The following is a 22,177-nucleotide window of genomic DNA, read 5'->3' on the forward strand; positions in this document are numbered from 1 at the left end:
CATATTATTAACCCTCTTAATTTACTGATATGCCCCCATCAACATGTATCGTTTGTCCTGTCACAAAGCCGTTATCCATTAGGAAAGAAAAGCTTTCGCAACTTCTTCAACTTTGGACACACGTTGAAGCGGAATTTGTTGAACCATTTGTGCTTGATTGCTTTTAAGCTCTTGTCCCTGCAAATCCCGCCATAGTCCAGTCGGCGTCCAGGTGGGAGCGACTGCATTGACTCGAATTTTAGGCGCCAATTCAACTGCCAACCCAGCGACCATTGTTTCAATTGCTTGATTACCAACAATGGCTCCCGAAGCATCAGCTGGATGTCCACCGGCACCACTGGTAAAAATCATACTACCTTGATTATTTATATGAGGCCAAATTGCCTTGGCAATGGTTAAATTAGCGAAAAATTTGTCCTCAATTTTTTGTCTGATTTCAGCGATTGGAGCGGTAACAAACCCACCACCCATTGCCCCACCTAACATTGAAATCACATGGTCAAATTGACCATAGTGAGTTAACAATCGGTTTAACTGTTCAGAATTCGTCGCGTCTAACACTTCACCAGCCACTTGATTTGCATTTGATTTTAATGATGTGACAGATTGATCTACCCGGTGTTCATCCCTACCAATAATGATTACTTCAGCGTTATTACTTCAGCGTTGGCTTTTAAAGCTAATTCTGCAGTTTTTAAACCAAATCCTGAACTCCCACCAATAATTAAGATCTTTTTATTTGATAAATCTGTCATAAACATCTTCACTTCCACTATTTGTAATTAACTAACTTCAAAAACGAATCTGGATCTAAACTAGCGTTACCAACGAGTACACCATCAATATCATGACGATCCATCAAATCTGCAATATTGCTTGGATTGACAGACCCACCATATAAAACACGAATTCCATTAGCAATTTCGTCATTATAAATATCTGCCACTGTTTGCCGGATTAAATAGCAACCTTCTTCAGCCTGTTCTGCAGTGGCACTTTTACCAGTCCCTATTGCCCAGCTAGGTTCATACGCTATTGAAATTAACTTCATTTGTTCATCTGTTAGGCCACGTAAGTCAGTCAAAATTTGACTAACTACCCAATGAATTTTATCTCCGGCCGCTTGTCGACCCATCGTTTCATCACAACAAATAATTGGCTTTAACCCCGCCTTTAGTGCTGCAAATACTTTCCGATTAATAATTTCATCTGATTCGTGGAAATACATCCGTCGTTCAGAATGTCCTAATAAAACATAGTTGGCGCCCACTTCTTTTAGTACTTGTGGACTAACCTCACCAGTATAAGCACCAGCTTGTTCATAAAAAATATTTTCACCCATGATTTCTAACGGACTACCCTTTGCGGCTTCGGCCATCGCCTGTACATACAATGGCGACACCGCTACAGCGCTTTCAACTTTCGTTGCAGCTGGCAGTTCATCAGCGACCGCATGCACAAATTCGATTGCTTCCGCGGCAGTTTTGTTCATCTTCCAATTTCCAACAATAAATGGTGTTCTCATAACTACACCTCCGTATCAAAGTCTTTACCCTCTAATAGTACTTAATTTGTCGACAAATGGCTAGTAAAGTTCATTAATCATTTTTGTTTGTAAACTACAAAAAGTTTTAACCAAATCGCAAAATTGATTAAAACTTTTTTAATATAACGTTATTGTTCCGAATTTTATCATCATATCACACATGCGACGATTAATTGAAAAAGATCTCGATAGGTATTTCTAAATTATCATGTAAAATTTGAATCTCATCAACAGTAAAGCCTGACTTTCCGCGAATCTTACGGTTAGTAGTTCCGAGACTTTTCCCAATCAAATTGGCAACGGATTGCTGTTTAATGCTATTCTCTTTTAGATGTCCAGCTACCCTAAATTTTGGACCTTCGATTCGGTCAGAAGCCATGAAAACACATCCCCTTTTCTTATGCAATGTATCATATAAGTTATAATAACTCGATACTTTAGAGAAAACAATATGTTTTTAAATAAAAATAGTAGCTTTTATGATGATAAACGGTATAAAATTAACATACTGTTAGTTGGCATTAGGGAGGCGCACACAATTTTTGATACAAGAGCAGTAAATGTATTATTAGGAACCACAATACAGAATAAACGGAAACTCCGCCACCTTTCAACACATGAACTTTCCGCAGAATTATTCCGCGTATACGGAATTTCTGTCAGCGCAATGACAATTTCTCGTGTAGAACGTGGCAACGTTATTTCGTCGGATAAGCTATTCGCAATCGCTAGTTTTCTAGAGATTAACCTAACCGAATTCACATCATCCTTTCCGACGGTTAAATAAAAAAAGTTCTAAACCCCAATAGTGTGGGTTTAGAACTTTTTTATTTTCGAACTTATTTGTCTGAAATTGATGCAATTCCTGGAAGAGTTTTACCTTCAAGGTATTCTAGTGATGCACCACCACCAGTTGAAATATGAGTTAAACGATCGCCAACACCAAGTTGTTGAACAGCGGCAGTTGAATCACCACCACCAACAATTGTGGTTGCGTCAGTAAGTGTACCTAAGAATTCTCCAACTTCAAGAGTTCCCTTAGCGTAGTTACTCATTTCGAACACACCCATTGGTCCGTTCCATACAACTGTTTTAGCATCTTTAAGAACATCTTTGAATAAGTCAACTGACTTAGGTCCGATATCAAGTGCCATATAACCGTCTGGAATATTGCCTTCAACGATTTTATGTTCTGCATCATTATTGAATTCTTTAGCAACAACAGAATCGATTGGTAAAACAAGCTTGTCGCCAGCTTTGTCCAAGATTTCTTTAGCTAAATCAATTTTATCAACTTCAACAAGTGAATTACCAATTGTCATGCCTTGAGCAGCATAGAATGTATAGGTCATTCCACCACCAACAATGACTTTGTCAGCTTTGCTGAGTAGGTTGTTGATTACGCCAATCTTGTCTGAAACCTTTGCGCCACCAAGAATAGCAACGAATGGATGAACAGGATTATCAACTGCTTCACCGATAAACTTGATTTCTTTTTCCATCAAGAATCCAGCAGCAGCTTGTGGCATATTTGAAGCAATTCCAACGTTTGAAGCATGAGCACGGTGAGCAGTACCGAATGCATCATTGACGAAAACATCGCCAAGTGAAGCCCAATACTTACCTAATTCAGGATCATTACCTGATTCGCGCTTAACATATTCACCATTAATAACATCTTCATAACGAGTGTTTTCCATTACCAAAACATCACCGTTATTAAGACCGTTAATTGCGTCTTCAAGTTGTGTACCCTCGGTAGTTGGTACAAATGTAACTGGTTTGTTCAATAAGTTTGACAAACGTTCTGCGACGGGACGCATTGAAAGAGCTGGCTTGTCTTCTTCTTTTTTGATACGGCCAAGATGTGAAAACAAGATTGCACGTCCACCCTTGTCAGTAACATATTGAATAGTCTTTAAAGCGGCAACGATACGGTTATCATTACCAATAACGCCATCTTTAATTGGAACATTAAAGTCCACGCGCATTAAAACTTTTTTACCTTCTAAATCTAGATCTTCGACTGTTAATTTAGCCATGTTGACCCTCCTAGTTATATATAAATTAAAAAATGAGAGGAGACATTCTCCTCCCACTTTTCAATTAATGATTATTTATCTTAAAGTGTGGCAAATTTCAAAAGAGTACGAACCATGTTGCAAGTAAAGCCGTATTCGTTATCATACCATGCAACTGTCTTAACGATTTGTTTGTCGCCGACAGTTGTAACTTCTGTTTGTGAAGGATCAAAAACTGAACCGTATGTGCTACCAATGATATCGCTTGATACGATTTCGTCATTTGTGTAACCAAATGCTTCATTGTTTGCTGTAGCTTTTTCCATAGCTGAGTTAATGTCTTCTTCAGTAACCTTTTTGTCAAGGATTGTAACCAATTCAGTCAATGAACCATCAACAACGCTAACACGTTGTGCATGTCCCTTTAACTTACCATTCAATTCTGGGATTACAAGACCAATAGCCTTTGCAGCACCAGTTGAATGAGGAATAGTATTTGTACTTGCGGTACGGTTACTACGCATCTTGCTACCCTTAGGTCCATCAAGGATCATTTGAGTTGAAGTAAATGCATGAACAGTAGTCATAGTACCAACTTCGATACCAAATGAGTTATTTAAGAAATAAGCCATTGGTGCTAAACAGTTAGTAGTACATGAACCAGCTGAAACGATAGTATCTGAACCATCAAGGATGTCCAAGTTAACACCAGGAACAACTGTCTTGATATCACCAGCAGGAGCTGAGATTAAGACACGTTTTGCACCGGCAGTGATATGAGCTTGTGACTTTTCTTTTGATGTATAGAAACCAGTACATTCAAGGACAAAGTCAACACCGTCATTCTTAACCCAAGGAATGTTTACTGCGTCACGTTCTGCGTAAACTGGGTATTCTTTACCGTCAACTACGATTCCGTTGTCAGTTGCACTAACTTCACCAGGGAAGGCACCGTGAGTTGAGTCATACTTAAGTAAGTATGCCAACATTGAAGGTGTAGTTAAATCATTGATTGCCACCACTTCAATGTCATTTGAGATAGCGCCTAATTCGTGAATACGGCGGAAGGCAAGACGGCCAATACGGCCAAATCCATTAATACCAATTTTTACAGTCATACTGCAATTTCCTCCTTTAGGAAATAAAATATTTTAATAAAACGTACTTGTTAAGTATATCACGTTGTTCTGAAAATACAACTTTCTATACAAAACAAAAAAGCTAGTTCTATTCTTTGACACACAGAAATAATACTCGAAATTCATCTTTTAGTCTAGCAGTCTGCCTATTTTATTAAAATATTATTAAAGGAAAAATGACTCTAAAAACTAATATCCTGATTCTTTCAGATTTTATCTTGAATTTTATTATCTTTTAACGTAATATTAAAGATTGTTAAGCGCCCCTAGTGTAATGGATCGCACGTAAGATTCCGGTTCTTGAGATCCCGGTTCGACTCCGGGGGGGCGCACTCAATAAAGCACCTAAGCAACTGATATTCAGCTGTTTAGGCGCTTTTTTATTTCTCAATTCTCAACATTTCATAATTCGTCGAATCAAATTTATCGAATTGTGTGCTTATATAGAAAATAAATATATAATAGAAGTAACATCAAATAAGAGGAGGTTTAATTATGCATGTAACTCTTATCGGTGCTGGTCCAAGAGGATTAGTCACCTTAGAAAGATTGACAGAGCGATACCGCTTAAATCAAGAAAAAATTAACATCACTTTAATTGACCCTCATGGAGTCGGTGGCAGAGTATGGCAAGTCGAACAGCCTCATGAGTTGATTATGAACAGTAATGTCAATTTTGTATCTTTATTTACTGACTCCTCAGTTCAAATGAATGGACCAGTGACTCCTGGCCCTAGTTTATATGAGTGGTCAAAAACTGCAGAAGCCAAAGAATTTATTGAAGATTTACATTTTGACAATGAAGAATACTTGCTGAAAGAATTAGCTATTATTCAACCCAATAATTATGCTTCAAGAAGTCTATACGGGACTTATCAGAAATGGTTCTATGAGCATTTAGTAGCTAATTTACCTGACAATGTTCACCTCGAATTAATTAAAGATGAAGTCTATAACGTAATTAAAAGCAACGAACAATATGTGGTTGAATTAAATAATCATTTTTTTAAAACTGATGCAGTCGTTATGTCACTTGGCCATATTGAAAATTTTCCGACTCCAGAAGAAAGCTCATTTAGTAAATTTGCTAAAAAAAATAAACTGACCTACGTAACACCCACTCATCCCCAAGAATATGATTTTTCCGATTTACAGGCACAACAAACTATCATTATTCGTGGACTTGGGCTCAGCTTTTTTGATGCCGTTACCATGCTGACCCAAGGGCGTGGCGGTCATTTCACCCGAGAAGCAAATCAACAGTTGGTTTATCATCCCTCCGGTAATGAGCCTCAAATCATTGCGGGGTCACGACGTGGATTTCCATTTCATGGAAAAGGCACCAATCAAAAACAAACCAATGAAAATGATCAACCCCATTTTTTAACTGCAAATTGGTTTGCCAAGCATACAAAACCTGGTAGCGTTTCAGGTGAAAGCTTTATTGCGTTAGTGCACTCTGAAGTCGAGTACGTGTATTACCAGCGTTTAATTCAAATGAAATATTCATCCATCAATCAGGAAGCATTTCTGGATGAATTCATCAAATCAACTGATCGAACTGAATTCATTCAAGACTCGCTGATTGAGCCTTCAGATTATTGGAATTGGGATTACGTTCTCGGACACACGAACACTCAAAACAGTTTAGTTGAATATCTCATCCATGATTATACGGATGCCAAACTGGGTAACAAAACCGGTCCATTTACCTCTGCCTTTGATATGTTGCACGATATTCGTGACCTAGTTCGTCAAGTTGTCAAATTAGAACTACTTTCACCGGTTGATTATCAAAAATACTTTCTCAATCAATTTAAGAGTGAAAATTCATTTCTTTCCGTTGGCCCACCAGAATCACGAATTGAAGAACTAACTGCCCTAATCTCTGCTGGCATTGTTACAGTTCTCAAGCCTCGTATGCAGTTAAATGCAAATCAACAAACTGGCAAATTTGTGACCTTTTCTGCCTTAGATGTGCCTACACAATATAGTGCAAGTTACCTTGTTGAAGCTCGTTTACCTGCAATCAATGCTAATAAAACTACTAGTTATTTAATTAAAAGTTTACTCAACTCCGGCATTGTTAAACCGTATTCACTCAAGTTGCCCGGTCAAATCACCTATCAGACTGGTGGAATTGTGACTGATAAAAAAGTTAAAAATTCTGGTAAAGGACTTTTCTTCTGGGGTGTCCCAACTGAGGGTAAGAGCTGGTTTACTACAGTTAGTCCACGTCCCAACAATAATGATAAAGTCTTCATTGACGCCGACCAAATTGCCGAAAAAATTGAAAATTTATAGGCAATATTAAAATCACTTGCGACAACCACTGAAGTGTGGCTTTCTTTCCTAATTTATCATTTACTAAACTATTAAAGTCGAGTATAGTGTTAAACAGTGTGAAAATTACAAATTTTAGGAAAGAAAGTGGGAAACATAATGCATTACAGCTTATTAATTCGTGCCATTGCCGAGTTTATCGGTACAGCATTTTTAGTCGTGTTAGGTAATGGTTCAGTCGCCAACGTGGAACTCAAAGGAACGAAAGGATCTCATGGTGGTTGGATTCTAATCGGACTCGGGTACGGAGCTGGTGTATTAATTCCCGCAATGATGTTTGGGAATGTTTCTGGAAATCATATCAATCCTGCATTTACATTGGGATTAGCTATTAATGGCATGTTCCCTTGGAGTAATGTGATTCCTTATTTGGCCGCCCAGTTTGCTGGTGCAATCGTCGGACAACTTATTGTGGTTTGGTGCTACAAGCCTTACTATAATCAAACTGAAAATCCAGAAGCCATTTTAGGTACCTTCTCGACCATCGATGCGGCTCATTCTTACCGTGATGGATTCGTTAATGAATTTGTCGGAACCTTTATTTTAGTCTTTGGTGCATTGGCAATGACCAAAAATATCGCCTTTGAACAAAATATTGCTTTAGCGAACTTCTCAGTTGGTTTCTTAGTTGCAACTCTTGTTATTTCCATGGGTGGTGCAACTGGTCCAGCCTTGAATCCTGTTCGTGATCTTGGTCCTCGATTAGTTCACGCATTATATCCAATTAAAAATAAGGGTGATTCTCATTGGGACTATTCTTGGGTTCCGGTTGTTGCTCCAATCTTGGCCGGTATCTTAGCAGTCTTCGTATACAAATCAATTTTTATTTAAATTCAAAAAATAAAACCTCGGAATTTTCATTCCGGGGTTTTTGTTTACACTATTTTATTTACTTTCAGCATACTTTGTTTTGATATAATCAGCTGAAATTTGAAGTTTGTCTAATTCTTCTTGAGTTAAATCAAGTTGGATTTGTTCAACAACTCCATCACGTCCAACAATGGCTGGATATGAGAGATAAGTGCCATATTCTTCGCGATAATTAGAAACTGGCAACTCAGTTAAGGCGTCATTCAACACCGTATTAGCTAATAGAACTGCCGCTGTAGCAACACCATAGTTGGTATACTTCTTACCATGGAAGACTTTGTGTCCACCCAATTTAGATTCTTTATCAATAGCTTCCAAATCAAGACCACGATCTTTAGCAAGTTCAGTAATATGGTGACCTAAGACACGTACCGTTGACCAAGCTGTAAATTGAGAATTACCATGTTCACCAAGGTTATAGCCAACAACTGAACGAGGATCAATATTCAATTCTTCAGCCACTGACCGTTTCATCCGTGCAGAATCTAGTAACGTTCCTGTACCGATGACATGGTTCTTTGGTAATTCAGTCACTTCTTGATAAATTGAAGTAATCACATCAACAGGGTTGGTAATTGCAACAATAATTCCATTAAATCCGGCAGCTTTGATTTTAGCAGCGACATCTCGAACTTGCACGCGAGTAAATGGCAATTCAGCAAACCGATCATCATTTGCATTATCTTGTAACTTAATGTTACCCAAAGCAGAAATAATAACATCTGCATCTTTTAAAGCAGAATAATCGTTAACAACAATATTGGTATGATATGGCAAGTTTGGCATTGCATCTTGGAAATCTAATGCATCTGCTTCAACCTTCTTTTCATTAATATCAATTAAAACCAAATCATCTGCGAACCCATTTGCAACTATGTAATGTGCGGCTGTCGAACCAACGTTTCCCATTCCAATAACACCGATTTTTCGTGACATAACAACATCTCCTAATATGTATTTATCTATCATTATATTACAATCTGACAAAAAAACAATCATGATACAAAAAAACACCACTATTCAGTGATGTTAGGTTGCTTTACTTAGCAGCTTCTGGCTTTTGTTTAGCCCAGGCACGAATATCTTCAGCCTTCTTGGCTTTTTGTGCTTGTTTGTATTGAGAAGCTACTGGACGGCGTCCTTGTACTCCATGTGGATGTGCTTTGCGCATGATAATTGCCTCCTTAATTTCATCGTTTTATTAATCAACATTACAATTATAGTCATATTGCCGAATAAAATCAATAGTTTTCCAGAATCCTTCAGTCATTCTATCTATACCAATTTTAAATTAAGAACAATTATTAAGGGTTATTAAAGACTTAAAATACTATTTGACAGTTAGACCAATTAATCATATACTAGCATTACTCATAATAAGTAAATGAAATTTTAAATACTTTGGGGGAATTAATTATGGATAATACAAAAAAGACCGAGACCACACAAGAACAATTGATTGAAGATGATCGTAAAGAACTCGATCAAAAAAGTGCGGCATCGGAACTCGAATGGCTTAGTCAACAGCTTGATGACTAAGCTTTTTTTCTGCCAAGATAAACTATTTGACCTTTTTTGACCTATGCGGTAAACTGTCTTTACACGTTTAGCAAACACAATCTTTAAGTGCTAAAAGGAGGAAAACTTTTATGAACTTAGTACCTACAGTTATTGAACAATCATCTCGTGGTGAACGCGCCTATGACATTTACTCACGACTATTAAAAGATCGCATTATTATGTTATCCGGCCCCATTGAAGATGACATGGCCAACTCAATTGTTGCCCAATTACTCTTCTTAGACGCCCAAGACTCAACCAAAGACATTTACCTATATATTAACTCTCCAGGTGGTGTAGTTAGCTCAGGACTCGCTATTTACGATACAATGAACTTCATCAAATCTGACGTTCAAACCATCGTAATTGGTATGGCAGCTTCAATGGCCAGTGTCTTAGTATCTTCAGGTGCAAAAGGTAAACGATTCGGTTTACCACACTCTCAAGTTATGATTCACCAACCATCCGGTGGTGCTCAAGGTCAACAGACTGAAATCGAAATTGCTGCAACCGAGATTTTAAAGACTCGTAAGCAATTGAACCAGATTTTAGCTGACAATTCGGGACAACCTTTTGAACGTGTTCAAGAAGACACCGAACGTGACCACTATCTCAGTGCTCAAGAAGCAGTAGACTATGGTCTGTTAGATGGTATCATGTCAAACAAAGACGCAAAATAAAATTGTAATTTAAAGGCTGTGACAAAACTAACGTTTTGTATCACAGCCTTTTTTTGTACAAATATTTTTAGAATTGGTTCTACAAGTCATTTTTATCCCGCTAAACCATCCTGGCGTAATTGTTCTGCATAGGCATTCAGCTTACGCAGTCGATGATTTACTCCAGATTTAGAGATAGCCCCACTCGGAATCAATTCCCCTAGTTCTTTTAAACTGACTTCTTCATTTGCTAAACGAGTCTCTGCAATTTCGCGCAATTTAACTGGCAAACTGCCAAGACCTACTTTTGAATCAATTAATTTAATATTTTCAATCTGTTGGTTCGAAGCAGTGGCAATTTTGTCCATATTTGCTGTTTCACAATTAACCAGTCGATTCACGGAGTTGCGCATGTCGCGGACGATTCGAATATCTTCAAATTTCAACATTGCGTTCGTGGCACCAATTAAAGATAAGAAATCAGCAATTTTTTCTGCCTCTTTCAAATAAACAATGTAACCACTTCTCCGCGGTGTCGAACGCGCATTTAAGCCAAATTCATTCATCATATCAACCAACATGTTGTTATGTTCTTCATATAATGAATAAACCTCCAGATGATAACGTGATGTTTCTGGATTATTGACCGATCCACCTGCCAAGAATGCACCACGTAAATAAGAACGTACCATTCCTTCATCAGACAGCATCTCAACGGGAACTTGTTCTTTAATTTGTAAGCCTTGTAAAATCCCTAAGTCGTCCAAAACACTCTCAGCATCATTTCGAAGTCGGACAATATAGAGATTATTTTTTTTCAATTTCATTTTACGCCGAACCACTAATTCACTTTCAGCGTGATAAAAATCTTTCAGCAATTGATAAATACGTCGAGCAATTGCTGGATTTTCAGTTTGGATATTCAATACCAATTTGTGATTGGCAATATTTAACGAGCCGTTCATTCTAATCAACGCCATCAATTCTGCTTTAGCATTGTTCAAATGGACTTCTAAGCCAGTTAATTCTTTTTTCACTTCACTAGCGTATGACATTTTGTCACCTCCTACTTAGCTACAATTTTTAACCGCATGCAGCCGATTCATTAATTCAGCGACAACCATCTTACTGTCATGAAAGGCACCATTATCTTCTAATCGAAGAAAATCATTAGAAATTACACGGACATTTTGTTCTCGCAGACCCTGAAAGTCGTGTTGAACCTGTTTCGATAGTTCATTCCACTTATGATAATCCATGTAATCTTCAGGGACCTCCGTGGTATTCACTAAAATCGTATTGACGAAGTTTTGGCCCAAATGACGATTCAAAATGCGGACATGGTCTGCATCCGTCATTGCATCAGTTTCGCCCAATTGAGTCATAATATTGCAAATATAAATTACTTCGGCCTGTGTTTCACACACTGCCTTTCCGACATTCTCAATCATTAAGTTGGGTAAGATACTAGTAAATAAACTACCCGGTCCAATCACAATCTGATCTGCATTCATAATTGCATCAATCACTTCTTCGACAGCTTCAGCACTATGTCCATCACTATCATCAGAAGGGGTGACCCAGACGCGCTTAATCTTATTGTGCGCTGCCGTAATTTCGGATTCTCCCGCAACAAAACTACCATCCATAAACTCAGCGTTCAACACCAATGGTTCATTGGCCGCAGGGTAGACGTGTCCATTCACGTGCATCATTTTTGACAATTCTTGAACCGCTTCAAACACCCCGGACTTCATTTCCGCCAGTGCCGCAATAATTAAATTACCAATCGCGTGGCCGGCAAAAAACGAATCTGAACTATCAAATCGATATTGAAAAATATCTAACGTCAATTGAGGCATATCTGACATTGATACCAAAACGTTGCGGATGTCCCCTGGTGGAACCACGTTAATGTAGTTTCTCAAAACGCCAGAAGACCCACCATCATCTGCGACCGTCACGACTGCAGTGATATCAACATTTTGATTTCGTAAACCCTTTAAAATAACAGGTAAACCTGTTCCTCCACCAATCACAACAACTTTAGGACGGTGAAACTTTTCTATTTTTGTCATGACCGATTACTAGATTCCTTTCTCTTTTCAATGTCGCGATTACTGAGATTGACTTGATATTTTTGTTTGATATCATTGGTTAATTTTGACGCGATTGCCACTGACCGATGTTGACCACCGGTACAACCAATCGCGATGGTTAGATTTTGTTTGCCTTCTTTTTCATATCCAGGCAAGGTGGTTTGAATTAAATTCAAAAATTGATCATAAAATTTATCTGCGTTAGGTTGGCTAAAAACATAATCACTGACCGATTGATCAAGACCAGTTAAATCTCGCAGTTCCTTAACGTAGTATGGATTGGGCAAGAATCTCACATCCATGACAATATCTGCATCTAACGGCAGCCCATATTTGAAACCAAACGACATAACTTCAACGTGAAAAGTGACCGCTTGATCTTCATTAAAATGGTCCATAATTCGATGTCTGAACTCGCGCGGAGTTAAATTTGACGTATCAATCGTAACATCTGCTGCTAAACGAGTTTCAGCCAAGAGAGCCCGTTCCGTTTCAATCCCAACCAAAACTCTGCCTTGCGGTGCTAATGGATGTGATCGGCGCGTTTCCTTATAGCGAGAAACAATTTCTTCATCGGTAGAATCTAAGAACAGTAACTGCATATGCAAATCAGCTTGTTTGCGTAAATCATCAATGACTGGCATTAATAATGGATAAAAACCCTTTGATCTTAAATCAATGACCATCACAACTTTATTGACTTCACCCGCTTCTTTAATAATATCTAAGAAACGAACGACTAAATTAGGTAACATATTATCGACAACAAAGTATCCTAAATCTTCTAGGCTTTGAATTGCGACTGTCTTGCCAGCACCACTCATGCCGGTGACTAAAACAACTTCAAGTTTTTTATCCACAATCATTCCTCCGAATTCGCATTTCAATAATTGTAACATACCTGGTGTGTCTTTTTATATAGTTGGACTCAAAAAGCCGAGATTTTCATCTCGACTTCTCATTTATGCTTGCCAAAGTTGCTTGGCACGGTCAATATTTTGTTTGATTTGTTTAAACCCAGTCCCACCCAGTGAGTTCCGACGTTCTACCGCGACTTCACTTTGGAGATCATGATAGACATCTTCTTCAATTAATGGCGAAATTTGTTTATATTCAGCCAAAGGAATATCTTGCAAATTAGTTTCTGTTTCCAATCCCTTAAGCACTAACTTACCAACAATTGCATGAGCCTCACGAAAAGGAATTCCTTTACTAGCTAGATAATCAGCTAATTCAGTGGCATTTGAAAAATCATTCCGTGTGGCCTGTGCCATATGTTCCTTCTTAATAGTTGCAGTTGCCAACATCTGCGTGAAAATTTTAATACTAGGCATAACAGTCTTCACGGTATCAAAGACGCCTTCTTTATCTTCTTGCATATCCTTATTGTAGGCTAATGGCAAAGATTTCATGACCGTCAGTAAGCCCATTAAATCGCCATAGACACGGCCACTTTTACCACGAATTAATTCGGCCATATCAGCGTTTTTCTTTTGGGGCATGATAGAACTCCCAGTTGAAAATTGATCTGATAATTCCAAATAATTAAACTCATAAGAACACCACAAAATGATTTCTTCACAGAAACGAGAGAAGTGCATCATCATGATTGACGCATTACTCAAGAATTCTAGCGCAAAGTCACGATCTGATACTGCGTCCAAACTATTATGATAGACATCCCCAAACCCGAGTTCTTGCGCACTAAATTCACGGTCAATCGGGAAAGTCGTTCCTGCCAAGGCAGCTGCCCCTAATGGCAAAATATCTGTATGCTTCATATTGAATTCAAATCTTTCAATATCACGTTGGAACATATCAAAGTATGCTAACAGATAATGTGCATATGAGATAGGTTGCGCATGTTGCAAATGCGTATAACCCGGCATAATCGTTTCCACGTTAGCTTCCGCCATATCAATCAACACCTTTTGGAGAGCCTTTAACTCTTCAATGACTGCTGGTATCTGTTGCTTAACATACAAATGAAAATCGGTAGCTACCTGATCATTTCGACTACGGGCAGTATGCAGTTTACCTGCGACTGGTCCAATTTGTTCAGCTAAAATGGCTTCTAGATTCATATGGATATCTTCATTTTGAATCGTGAATTCCAATTCACCTGCTGCCAATTGCTTTTGTAAACTTTCCAATCCTGCCACGATAGCATCAGCATCTGCTGCTGGCAAAATCTCAGTTTTCTTCAGCATTTTTACATGTGCCAAAGAGCCCTCTAAATCTTGCTTTGCTAATTGTTGGTCAAACGGAATTGATGCGCCAAATTGATCGACCCATTGTTCAGTTGATTCGGCAAACCGGCCGCCCCATAGTTTCTTAGTGCTCATTATTGAATCCCATCTTTCTCTTTCGCCACTTTATCTTGGACTTGTGAATAAACCGTCGTTGGTAGTCCCCATAACTTGATGAAGCCAACTGCTGCTTGTTGATCAAATTCGTCAGCTGATGTGTAAGTTGCTAGGTTCTTATTGTAAAGTGAGTTAGCTGATTTACGTCCTTGTGTAATGACATTACCCTTGAATAACTTCAAACGAACAGTTCCATTGACTACTTCTTGCGTTGATGCCAAGAATGCTTTCATTGCGTCCATCAATGGTGAGAACCACAAAGCGTTATAGATTGTATCAGCTAATTTCTGTTCAATGATTGGCTTGAAATGAGCTAAATCACGTTCAAAGGTCAAATCTTCGAGGTCCTTATGTGCATGCATTAATACTGCAGCTGCAGGTGCTTCGTAAACTTCACGAGATTTAATTCCAACCAAACGGTTTTCGATATGGTCGATTCGACCAATTCCATGTTTGCCGGCAATCTTTTCAAGTTTTTGAATTAATGCTGCGACACTCATCTTAGTATCGTTTAAAGCAACTGGAACACCTTTTTTAAATTCAATGGTAATGATTTCAGGTTCATTAGGTGTTTTAGCAATTGGTGTCGTGATATCAAAAGCATCTTCTGGAGCTGCTTCCCAAGGATCTTCGAGCACTCCGGCTTCATTGGCACGTCCCCAAAGGTTTTGGTCAATTGAATATGGACTATCCAAATCTATAGGAATTGGAACATTGTGTTCCTTAGCGTATTCAATTTCTTCTTCACGTGACCAGTGCCAATCACGAATTGGTGCTTCAATCGTCATTTCTGGTGCTAAAGCTTTGATAGCAACTTCAAAACGAACTTGGTCATTTCCTTTACCGGTACAACCATGAGCAATGGCTGTAGCACCTTTTTCCTTTGCAATTTCTACTAGTTTTTTCGAAATTAAAGGACGTGAAAGAGCTGACAACAAAGGATAGATTCCTTCATACAATGCGTGTCCTTGTAAGGCTACCATGACATAGTCACTGGCAAATTCTTCTCTGGCATCAATCACGATTGATTCAGTTGCACCAACTTTAAGTGCTTTATCATGAATGAAATCCAAGTCTTTACCTTGTTCACCAACGTCGATACAAACTGCGATTACGTCATAATTTTTGTCCTTCAACCAATTAATTGCAACCGATGTATCAAGTCCGCCTGAATATGCTAATACTACTTTTTTATTTGCCATTTAAACTTCTCCTTGTTTTCATGAATTATTATACAGAGAATATTAACATTAATAAAATAAGTAATCAAGTATTTATTCATTCTTTTCTGAAAAAAGGTGCGTTTTATTCAAAATAATTGAATGTATTCACTTTTTACTGCATAAAAATAAACCAATCATTATTCATAATTGGTTTATTTTTTTAATTGTTAAATTTCTTTACGAACATATGGATCAGTAGAAATTTTTTCACTCAAAATCTTTTTTGCCCATTCTTGTGCGGAAAATAGTGAATGATCCTTGTAATTACCACAGCTTTCAATTGCTGTGCCAGGAACATCATCCCAAGTTGCTTCATTACCAATGAAATCTAATGATGACTTCAAAGCCTTAGCCACTTCAGTTGTGGTGTGTTCACCCCACATGATTAAATGAAACCCTGTTCGACAACCAAATGGTGAACAATCAATCACTCCTTGCATCCGGTCTCGCAAAAGGCCAGCAAGCATGTGTTCAATTGTGTGCAATCCCGCTGTAGGAATTGCATCAACATTTGGTTGGACTAAGCGTAAATCAAAATTAGAGATTTTATCGCCGTTTGGTCCTTCTTCTACTGTAATTAAACGAACGTATGGTGCTAAAACTTTAGTATGATCTAATTCAAAACTTTCAATTTTTGCCATTCTCAATCGCTCCTTTTTTAGTACACTATCATTTTACGAGTCTGAAAATAAAATTCAAGACTAGTTTCGAGCTGCATCTCGTTCCAGAACTGGTTTTAAATATTGACCTGTATAACTTTCTGGTACTTCTGCAATGGTTTCTGGGGTCCCAGTGGCAATCACAGTTCCACCGCCAGCGCCACCTTCTGGGCCTAAGTCAATGAGCCAATCAGCTGATTTAACCACATCCAAATTGTGTTCAATGACTAAGACCGTGTTACCAGCATCTACTAAACGCTGTAGCACGCCCAATAATCGCTTGATGTCTTCTGTGTGTAAGCCAGTTGTTGGTTCATCCAAAATATAGAAACTTTTACCAGTTGATTGCTTGTGCAATTCTGAAGCTAATTTCATCCGTTGAGCTTCACCACCAGATAAAGTGGTGGCTGGTTGCCCCATGCTGACATAACCAAGACCAACATCCACGATAGTTTGCAATTTACGTGTAATTTTTGGCAATGCACTAAAGAATTCCAATGCTTCCGCTACAGTCATGTCTAGCACATCAGCAATTGTCTTACCTTTATACTGAACCTCTAACGTTTCAGAGTTGTAACGTTTACCATGACAGACCTCACATGGTACATACACGTCTGGCAAAAAATTCATCTCAATCTTGAGAATTCCATCGCCTTTACATGCTTCACAACGTCCACCCTTCACGTTAAAACTGAACCGACCTTTTTGATAACCACGTAACTTGGCCTCATTAGTTTGAGCAAATAATCCACGCACGTCATCAAATACTCCAGTATAAGTTGCGGGGTTACTCCGAGGCGTCCGGCCAATTGGTGATTGGTCAATATCGATAATCTTCTCAATATTTTTAACACCCTTGACTGACTTATACTTACCCGGTTTTTCAGAATTACGGTTAATTTTTTGCGCTAATACTTTTTTCAAAATTGAATTAACTAAAGTCGATTTACCAGAACCAGATACTCCAGTAACGGCAATGAATTTGCCTAAAGGAAAATCAACATCGATATTTTTTAAGTTATTTTCAGTAGCCCCAGTAATAGTGATTTTTTTACCATTACCAACGCGTCGCTCTGATGGAACTGGAATAAATTTCTTACCGGCCAAATATTGACCCGTTAAAGATTTACGTGATTTTTCAACTTGTTTAGGAGTACCAGCAGCCATCACTTCTCCACCCAGTTCACCAGCTCCAGGACCGATGTCGACTAGGTAGTCTGCTGCTCGCATTGTATCTTCATCATGTTCGACCACAATTAGCGTATTGCCTAAATCACGCATTTTTTTCAAGGATTCAATTAATCGATCATTATCACGTTGATGCAACCCAATCGAAGGTTCATCCAAAATATACATCACACCCGATAAATTAGAACCAATTTGGGTGGCTAAACGAATTCGTTGTGCTTCCCCACCAGATAACGTTCTAGCGGACCGACTCAAATTTAAATAATCTAATCCCACATTTTGTAAGAATGACAGTCGATCTCGAATTTCTTTTAAAATAGGTTTGGCAATCATTTCATTTTGTTCGGACAATTTCAATGAACTGAAAAATGGAATTTCATCACTAACAGGCTTTTCTGATGCTTCACCAATATGAATTCCACCAACTTTGACACTGAGTGCTTCACGATTCAAACGATATCCATGACAAGTTTGACACGTTAATTCTGTCATGTATTTACGCATTTGATCACGAGTGAAGTCAGAATTAGTTTCTTTATAACGCCGTTCAACGTTTCTCAAAACACCTTCAAATTCAACATCGACATCGCGCACGCCGCCAAAATCATTTTCATAATGGAAATGGAAAGTATGTCCTGGATGACCATTTAAAACCATATTTTGCTGACGCGTGGTTAACTTATTAAATGGCTTATCCATGTCAATTTTAAATTGAGTGGCAAATTGTAAGAGTAATTCTGGGTAATATTGTGACGAGATTGGGTTCCAAGGTGCAATCGCCCCTTCTCGTAAAGTCAAAGTAGAATCAGGAACAATCAAATCTTGGTCGACTTCAAGTTTCATCCCCAAGCCTTCACATTCTGGACACGCACCCAAGGGCGCATTAAAAGAAAATAGTCTGGGTTCCATTTCACCCACAGTAAAGCCACAAACTGGGCAGGCATAAGATTCAGAAAATGGAATTTGTTCACCATCGATAATGTCGGCCACCGCATAACCGTCACTGAGGCGCAGTGCTGCTTCAAATGAATCAAAGAGGCGAGAACGAATTCCTTCTTTGACCACAATTCGATCAACCACAATATTAATATTGTGACGTTCATTTTTGTCTAATTCAGGCACTTCATCAACATCATAAGTTTCACCATCAACTTGCACACGAACAAAACCTTCGCGTTTAGCTTTGGCTAAGTTCTTTTTTTGTCCACCTTTTTTATCACGAACAATTGGTGATAAAATTTGTAATTTGGTACGTTCTGGTAGATCTAACACTGCATCGACCATCTGCTCAGGTGATTGACTCGTAATTTCAGTCCCATCGTTGGGACAAATTGGAGTCCCCACTCTGGCCCATAATAAGCGGAGGTAATCATTAATTTCAGTGACCGTTCCAACCGTCGAACGTGGATTTTTCGACGTTGTTTTTTGATCAATCGAAATTGCGGGTGACAAACCATCAATTGAATCCACATCAGGTTTATCCATTTGACCCAAGAATTGACGAGCATACGACGAAAGACTTTCTACATAACGTCTTTGTCCTTCTGCGTACAGAGTGTCGAATGCTAATGAACTTTTCCCAGATCCTGAAAGTCCTGTCACAACCACTAATTTATTTTTTGGAATTGACACATCAATATTTTTTAAATTATGTGCTCGTGCTCCGTGAATCACAATTTTATCATTTGCCACTTTGTTTTCCCCCTACGAATGCAATTAACCGATCTGTGACTTCAGTTCCATCACGGTATCTCGAAGTGTTGCTGCTTGTTCGAAATCTAATCGTTTAGCTGCTGCTTTCATTTGTTCTTCTAGTTGCTTAATCATTTCTTTTTGATCATCTTTGGCCATATCAGCAAAGTCTTGTTGAGTAAATTCATCTTCAGTCCCAGTATCATCAGTTTCTTTGACACTCGAAATTAAATCACGAATTTCTTTTTTGATGGTATGTGGCGTAATTCCATGTTCAATGTTATAGTCTTCTTGAATTTTACGACGACGGCTAGTTTCATCCATTGCGGACTTCATTGAATCTGTCACTGTATCGGCATACATGATTACCATACCGTTTTCATTCCGGGCAGCCCGTCCGATTGTTTGAATCAATGAACGTTCATTCCGTAAGAAACCTTCTTTATCAGCATCCAAGATGGCGACTAAAGAAACTTCTGGAACATCAATACCTTCCCGCAACAAGTTAATCCCGACCAATACGTCAAATTTACCTAATCGTAAATCGCGGATAATTTGCGTTCGTTCCAGTGTTTTAATATCACTATGCAAATATTTAACTTTCAATCCTAAATCTTTGAGATAATCACTCAAATCTTCCGACATCTTTTTAGTCAAAGTCGTAATAAACACCCGTTCATTACGCTCAATCCGAAGATTGATTTCGCCAACCAAATCATCAATTTGTCCCATCACCGGTCGCACTTCAATCTTTGGATCCAGTAAGCCAGTCGGACGAATAATTTGTTGAACTACTTTATCAGTTTGCTCATATTCATATGGTCCTGGAGTGGCAGACATGTAAATAACTTGATTGATATGTTTTTCGAATTCGGGTAACTGTAATGGCCGATTATCCAAGGCGCTGGGCAAACGGAAACCATAATCAACCAGCATTTGTTTCCGAGAACGGTCTCCCTTATACATCCCCCGGACTTGTGGCATTGTCTGATGCGATTCATCTACCACTAATAAGAAGTCTTTTGGAAAGAAATCTAACAAAGTATATGGTGGTTCGCCTGGCTTGCGGCCGTCCATATGCCGAGAATAATTTTCAATTCCTGAGGTATAACCCATCTCACGCATCATTTCAATATCATATTCAGTCCGTTGCTTGAGTCGTTGCGCCTCTAATAATTTACCTTCTTTATCTAATTCTTTTAATCGATCTTCCAGTTCTTTTTCGATATTATCAATGGCTGTGGCCATGATATCATCGTTGGTCATAAAGTGAGTGGCCGGGAAAATAGAAACATGATCACGGTCACCAATTACTTCTCCAGTTAATGAATCAACTTCTCTAATTCGGTCAATTTCATCACCAAAAAACTCAATTCTTAACGCTCGTTCATCACGTGACGCTGGAAAAATTTCGACGACATCCCCATGGACACGAAAACGACCACGTTGAAAGTCAATGTCATTGCGTTCAAATTGAATATCTACTAATTCACGTAACAATTGATTCCGTTCGATTTCCATCCCAACTCGCAATGATAAGACATGATCACGATATTCATTAGGATCCCCTAAACCAAAAATACTAGAAACAGAAGCCACAACAATAACATCCTTACGTTCTAACAAAGAGCTAGTCGCAGAATGTCGTAATTTATCAATTTCATCATTAATAGCAGAATCTTTTTCAATATAGGTGTCGCTTGAAGGTACGTAAGCTTCTGGCTGGTAATAGTCATAGTAACTTACGAAATATTCGACCGCGTTATTGGGAAAGAATTGTTTAAATTCTCCGTACAATTGACCCGCTAAAGTCTTATTATGAGACAAAATTAATGTTGGTTTATTAACATTTTTGATGACATTTGAAATCGTAAATGTCTTCCCTGTCCCTGTTGCTCCAAGCAATATTTGTGATTTTTCACCCGATTCAATGCCATCGGTTAATTCTTGAATTGCAGTAGGTTGATCACCAGTTGGTTTATATGGTGATACAAGTTCAAAATCTTTATCTTCTTGACGATAAATCATTCTTTAATCCCCCTGAATCTTTTCTTAGTCGTAAAGAAAAAGGAAAGCACATGCTTTCCTTTTCATGTCAGTCAATCTTACCATACGAACATGCATTCGTCTAGCAATCAGATTAGTCCTCAATTTGCTTTAAAATTTGATTTGTAATTGCGTCCAATTGATTATTTTTATTCACATTATCCGCAATTAGTTCGGGTAAAATTTCATGAACAAAATATTGCACACTGGCCATCTGTTTAAATTCCAGCATCGTACTTAAACTTTCACGATAAATTTCCAGATAAACTGGCTCCGGATTGCCCTTTTGAATCTCACCGTACGATTCATACATTAAATCAATCTTATCTGCTAAAGACAAAATTCGGCCTTCAAGTGTATCATCTTTACCTTCTGACAACCGACGGCGATAAGCATCTTGGAACTCAGTTGGGATTTCATTATTAATAAAGTTTTCAGTCAATGAGTCTTCAACATCCGCTAACATTTGTCGCAATTCACTAGTGGCATACTTCACCGGCGTTTTGATATCGCCAATAAAACGTTCGGTATAGTCGTGATTGAGTGCTTTTTCGTATAATCTCCGCCAATCAACTTGATTACCGGCCTGTTCTTCGATATCACCCAACATCTGAGCAGCTTGCGCCACTTTAAATGAGTGAGCAGCGACCGTGTGCTTTTCAAATTTAAAGTAACCCGGTGCACGACTAATCATTTCTAAATCACTTAAACTATTTAAATATTGATGCATCCCCATCGTACATTTCTCCCTTCAAAAAAAGTCTGG

General features: G+C 38.4%; 20 protein-coding genes and 1 pseudogene. 5 read left to right on the forward strand and 16 right to left on the reverse strand.

What is annotated here, in order from left to right; genetic code table 11:
* Positions 1-16 precede the first annotated feature (16 nt).
* From F0161_RS08945 to F0161_RS08955, 3 genes and pseudogenes are all read right to left on the reverse strand, one after another.
* A pseudogene (locus tag F0161_RS08945) lies at positions 17-755 on the reverse strand (SDR family oxidoreductase).
* A gap of 17 nt (positions 756-772) precedes the next feature.
* Positions 773-1,525, reverse strand: coding sequence for a triose-phosphate isomerase (gene tpiA, locus F0161_RS08950; protein WP_150204357.1), 753 nt, complete (start codon positions 1,523-1,525; stop codon positions 773-775).
* Positions 1,526-1,715: 190 nt separating this feature from the next.
* Positions 1,716-1,925 (reverse strand): hypothetical protein, encoded by a 210-nt coding sequence (locus tag F0161_RS08955; RefSeq protein ID WP_137602717.1) that lies wholly within the window; start codon positions 1,923-1,925, stop codon positions 1,716-1,718.
* 72 nt (positions 1,926-1,997) lie between these two features.
* On the opposite strand from F0161_RS08955, the gene F0161_RS11850 reads away from it, so the two are divergent.
* Positions 1,998-2,333: a helix-turn-helix domain-containing protein gene (locus F0161_RS11850; protein ID WP_150204358.1), complete on the forward strand. Its 336-nt coding sequence runs from the start codon at positions 1,998-2,000 to the stop codon at positions 2,331-2,333.
* 52 nt (positions 2,334-2,385) lie between these two features.
* Here the strand turns inward: F0161_RS11850 and F0161_RS08965 are convergent, their stop codons facing one another.
* The gene (locus F0161_RS08965; RefSeq protein WP_150204359.1) at positions 2,386-3,588 is read right to left on the reverse strand and encodes a phosphoglycerate kinase; all 1,203 of its coding nucleotides are present in this window, start codon (positions 3,586-3,588) and stop codon (positions 2,386-2,388) included.
* A gap of 80 nt (positions 3,589-3,668) precedes the next feature.
* Positions 3,669-4,685 (reverse strand): type I glyceraldehyde-3-phosphate dehydrogenase, encoded by a 1,017-nt coding sequence (gap, locus tag F0161_RS08970; protein ID WP_137602719.1) that lies wholly within the window; start codon positions 4,683-4,685, stop codon positions 3,669-3,671.
* 516 nt (positions 4,686-5,201) lie between these two features.
* On the opposite strand from gap, the gene F0161_RS08975 reads away from it, so the two are divergent.
* Together F0161_RS08975 and F0161_RS08980 are read left to right on the forward strand one after the other, a co-directional pair.
* On the forward strand, positions 5,202-7,010 hold the full coding sequence (locus tag F0161_RS08975) for an FAD/NAD(P)-binding protein (RefSeq protein ID WP_150204360.1): 1,809 nt from the start codon (positions 5,202-5,204) through the stop codon (positions 7,008-7,010).
* 138 nt (positions 7,011-7,148) lie between these two features.
* Positions 7,149-7,880, forward strand: coding sequence for an MIP/aquaporin family protein (locus F0161_RS08980; protein WP_137602721.1), 732 nt, complete (start codon positions 7,149-7,151; stop codon positions 7,878-7,880).
* 54 nt (positions 7,881-7,934) lie between these two features.
* Here the strand turns inward: F0161_RS08980 and F0161_RS08985 are convergent, their stop codons facing one another.
* Both F0161_RS08985 and F0161_RS11740 read right to left on the reverse strand, forming a co-directional pair.
* Complete coding sequence (locus tag F0161_RS08985; protein ID WP_150204361.1) at positions 7,935-8,855, reverse strand: L-lactate dehydrogenase; 921 nt, start codon at positions 8,853-8,855, stop codon at positions 7,935-7,937.
* 103 nt (positions 8,856-8,958) lie between these two features.
* On the reverse strand, positions 8,959-9,090 hold the full coding sequence (locus F0161_RS11740) for a hypothetical protein (RefSeq protein WP_263854046.1): 132 nt from the start codon (positions 9,088-9,090) through the stop codon (positions 8,959-8,961).
* A 245-nt stretch (positions 9,091-9,335) separates the two neighbouring features.
* Between F0161_RS11740 and F0161_RS11745 the strand changes: the two genes are divergently transcribed.
* Positions 9,336-9,458, forward strand: coding sequence for a hypothetical protein (locus F0161_RS11745; RefSeq protein ID WP_263854047.1), 123 nt, complete (start codon positions 9,336-9,338; stop codon positions 9,456-9,458).
* A 110-nt stretch (positions 9,459-9,568) separates the two neighbouring features.
* Positions 9,569-10,159 (forward strand): ATP-dependent Clp endopeptidase proteolytic subunit ClpP, encoded by a 591-nt coding sequence (gene clpP / locus F0161_RS08990; RefSeq protein WP_137602849.1) that lies wholly within the window; start codon positions 9,569-9,571, stop codon positions 10,157-10,159.
* 92 nt (positions 10,160-10,251) lie between these two features.
* Here clpP and whiA read toward each other — a convergent pair whose 3' ends face one another.
* From whiA to F0161_RS09035, 9 genes are all read right to left on the reverse strand, one after another.
* Positions 10,252-11,193 (reverse strand): DNA-binding protein WhiA, encoded by a 942-nt coding sequence (gene whiA / locus F0161_RS08995; RefSeq protein WP_150204362.1) that lies wholly within the window; start codon positions 11,191-11,193, stop codon positions 10,252-10,254.
* A gap of 15 nt (positions 11,194-11,208) precedes the next feature.
* Entirely contained in the window at positions 11,209-12,216 is a 1,008-nt protein-coding gene (locus tag F0161_RS09000; RefSeq protein WP_137601210.1) for a gluconeogenesis factor YvcK family protein, read from the reverse strand.
* A complete protein-coding gene (gene rapZ, locus F0161_RS09005) occupies positions 12,213-13,097 on the reverse strand; it encodes an RNase adapter RapZ (protein WP_150204363.1) in 885 nt (294 codons plus the stop codon). The genes F0161_RS09000 and rapZ overlap by 4 nt, the downstream gene beginning before the upstream one ends.
* Before the next feature lie 102 nt (positions 13,098-13,199).
* On the reverse strand, positions 13,200-14,582 hold the full coding sequence (gene argH / locus F0161_RS09010; protein ID WP_150204364.1) for an argininosuccinate lyase: 1,383 nt from the start codon (positions 14,580-14,582) through the stop codon (positions 13,200-13,202).
* Positions 14,582-15,805, reverse strand: coding sequence for an argininosuccinate synthase (locus F0161_RS09015; protein WP_150204365.1), 1,224 nt, complete (start codon positions 15,803-15,805; stop codon positions 14,582-14,584). The genes argH and F0161_RS09015 overlap by 1 nt, the downstream gene beginning before the upstream one ends.
* Before the next feature lie 188 nt (positions 15,806-15,993).
* Positions 15,994-16,467 (reverse strand): S-ribosylhomocysteine lyase, encoded by a 474-nt coding sequence (locus F0161_RS09020; RefSeq protein WP_137601214.1) that lies wholly within the window; start codon positions 16,465-16,467, stop codon positions 15,994-15,996.
* A gap of 60 nt (positions 16,468-16,527) precedes the next feature.
* Complete coding sequence (gene uvrA, locus F0161_RS09025) at positions 16,528-19,365, reverse strand: excinuclease ABC subunit UvrA (protein WP_150204366.1); 2,838 nt, start codon at positions 19,363-19,365, stop codon at positions 16,528-16,530.
* Between the two features lie 24 nt (positions 19,366-19,389).
* Positions 19,390-21,393 (reverse strand): excinuclease ABC subunit UvrB, encoded by a 2,004-nt coding sequence (uvrB, locus tag F0161_RS09030; protein ID WP_150204367.1) that lies wholly within the window; start codon positions 21,391-21,393, stop codon positions 19,390-19,392.
* A 112-nt stretch (positions 21,394-21,505) separates the two neighbouring features.
* A complete protein-coding gene (locus tag F0161_RS09035) occupies positions 21,506-22,147 on the reverse strand; it encodes a YfbR-like 5'-deoxynucleotidase (RefSeq protein WP_150204368.1) in 642 nt (213 codons plus the stop codon).
* Positions 22,148-22,177 lie beyond the last annotated feature (30 nt).

Source organism: Paucilactobacillus nenjiangensis, from assembly GCF_008632615.1.
GTDB classification, from domain to species: domain Bacteria; phylum Bacillota; class Bacilli; order Lactobacillales; family Lactobacillaceae; genus Paucilactobacillus; species Paucilactobacillus nenjiangensis.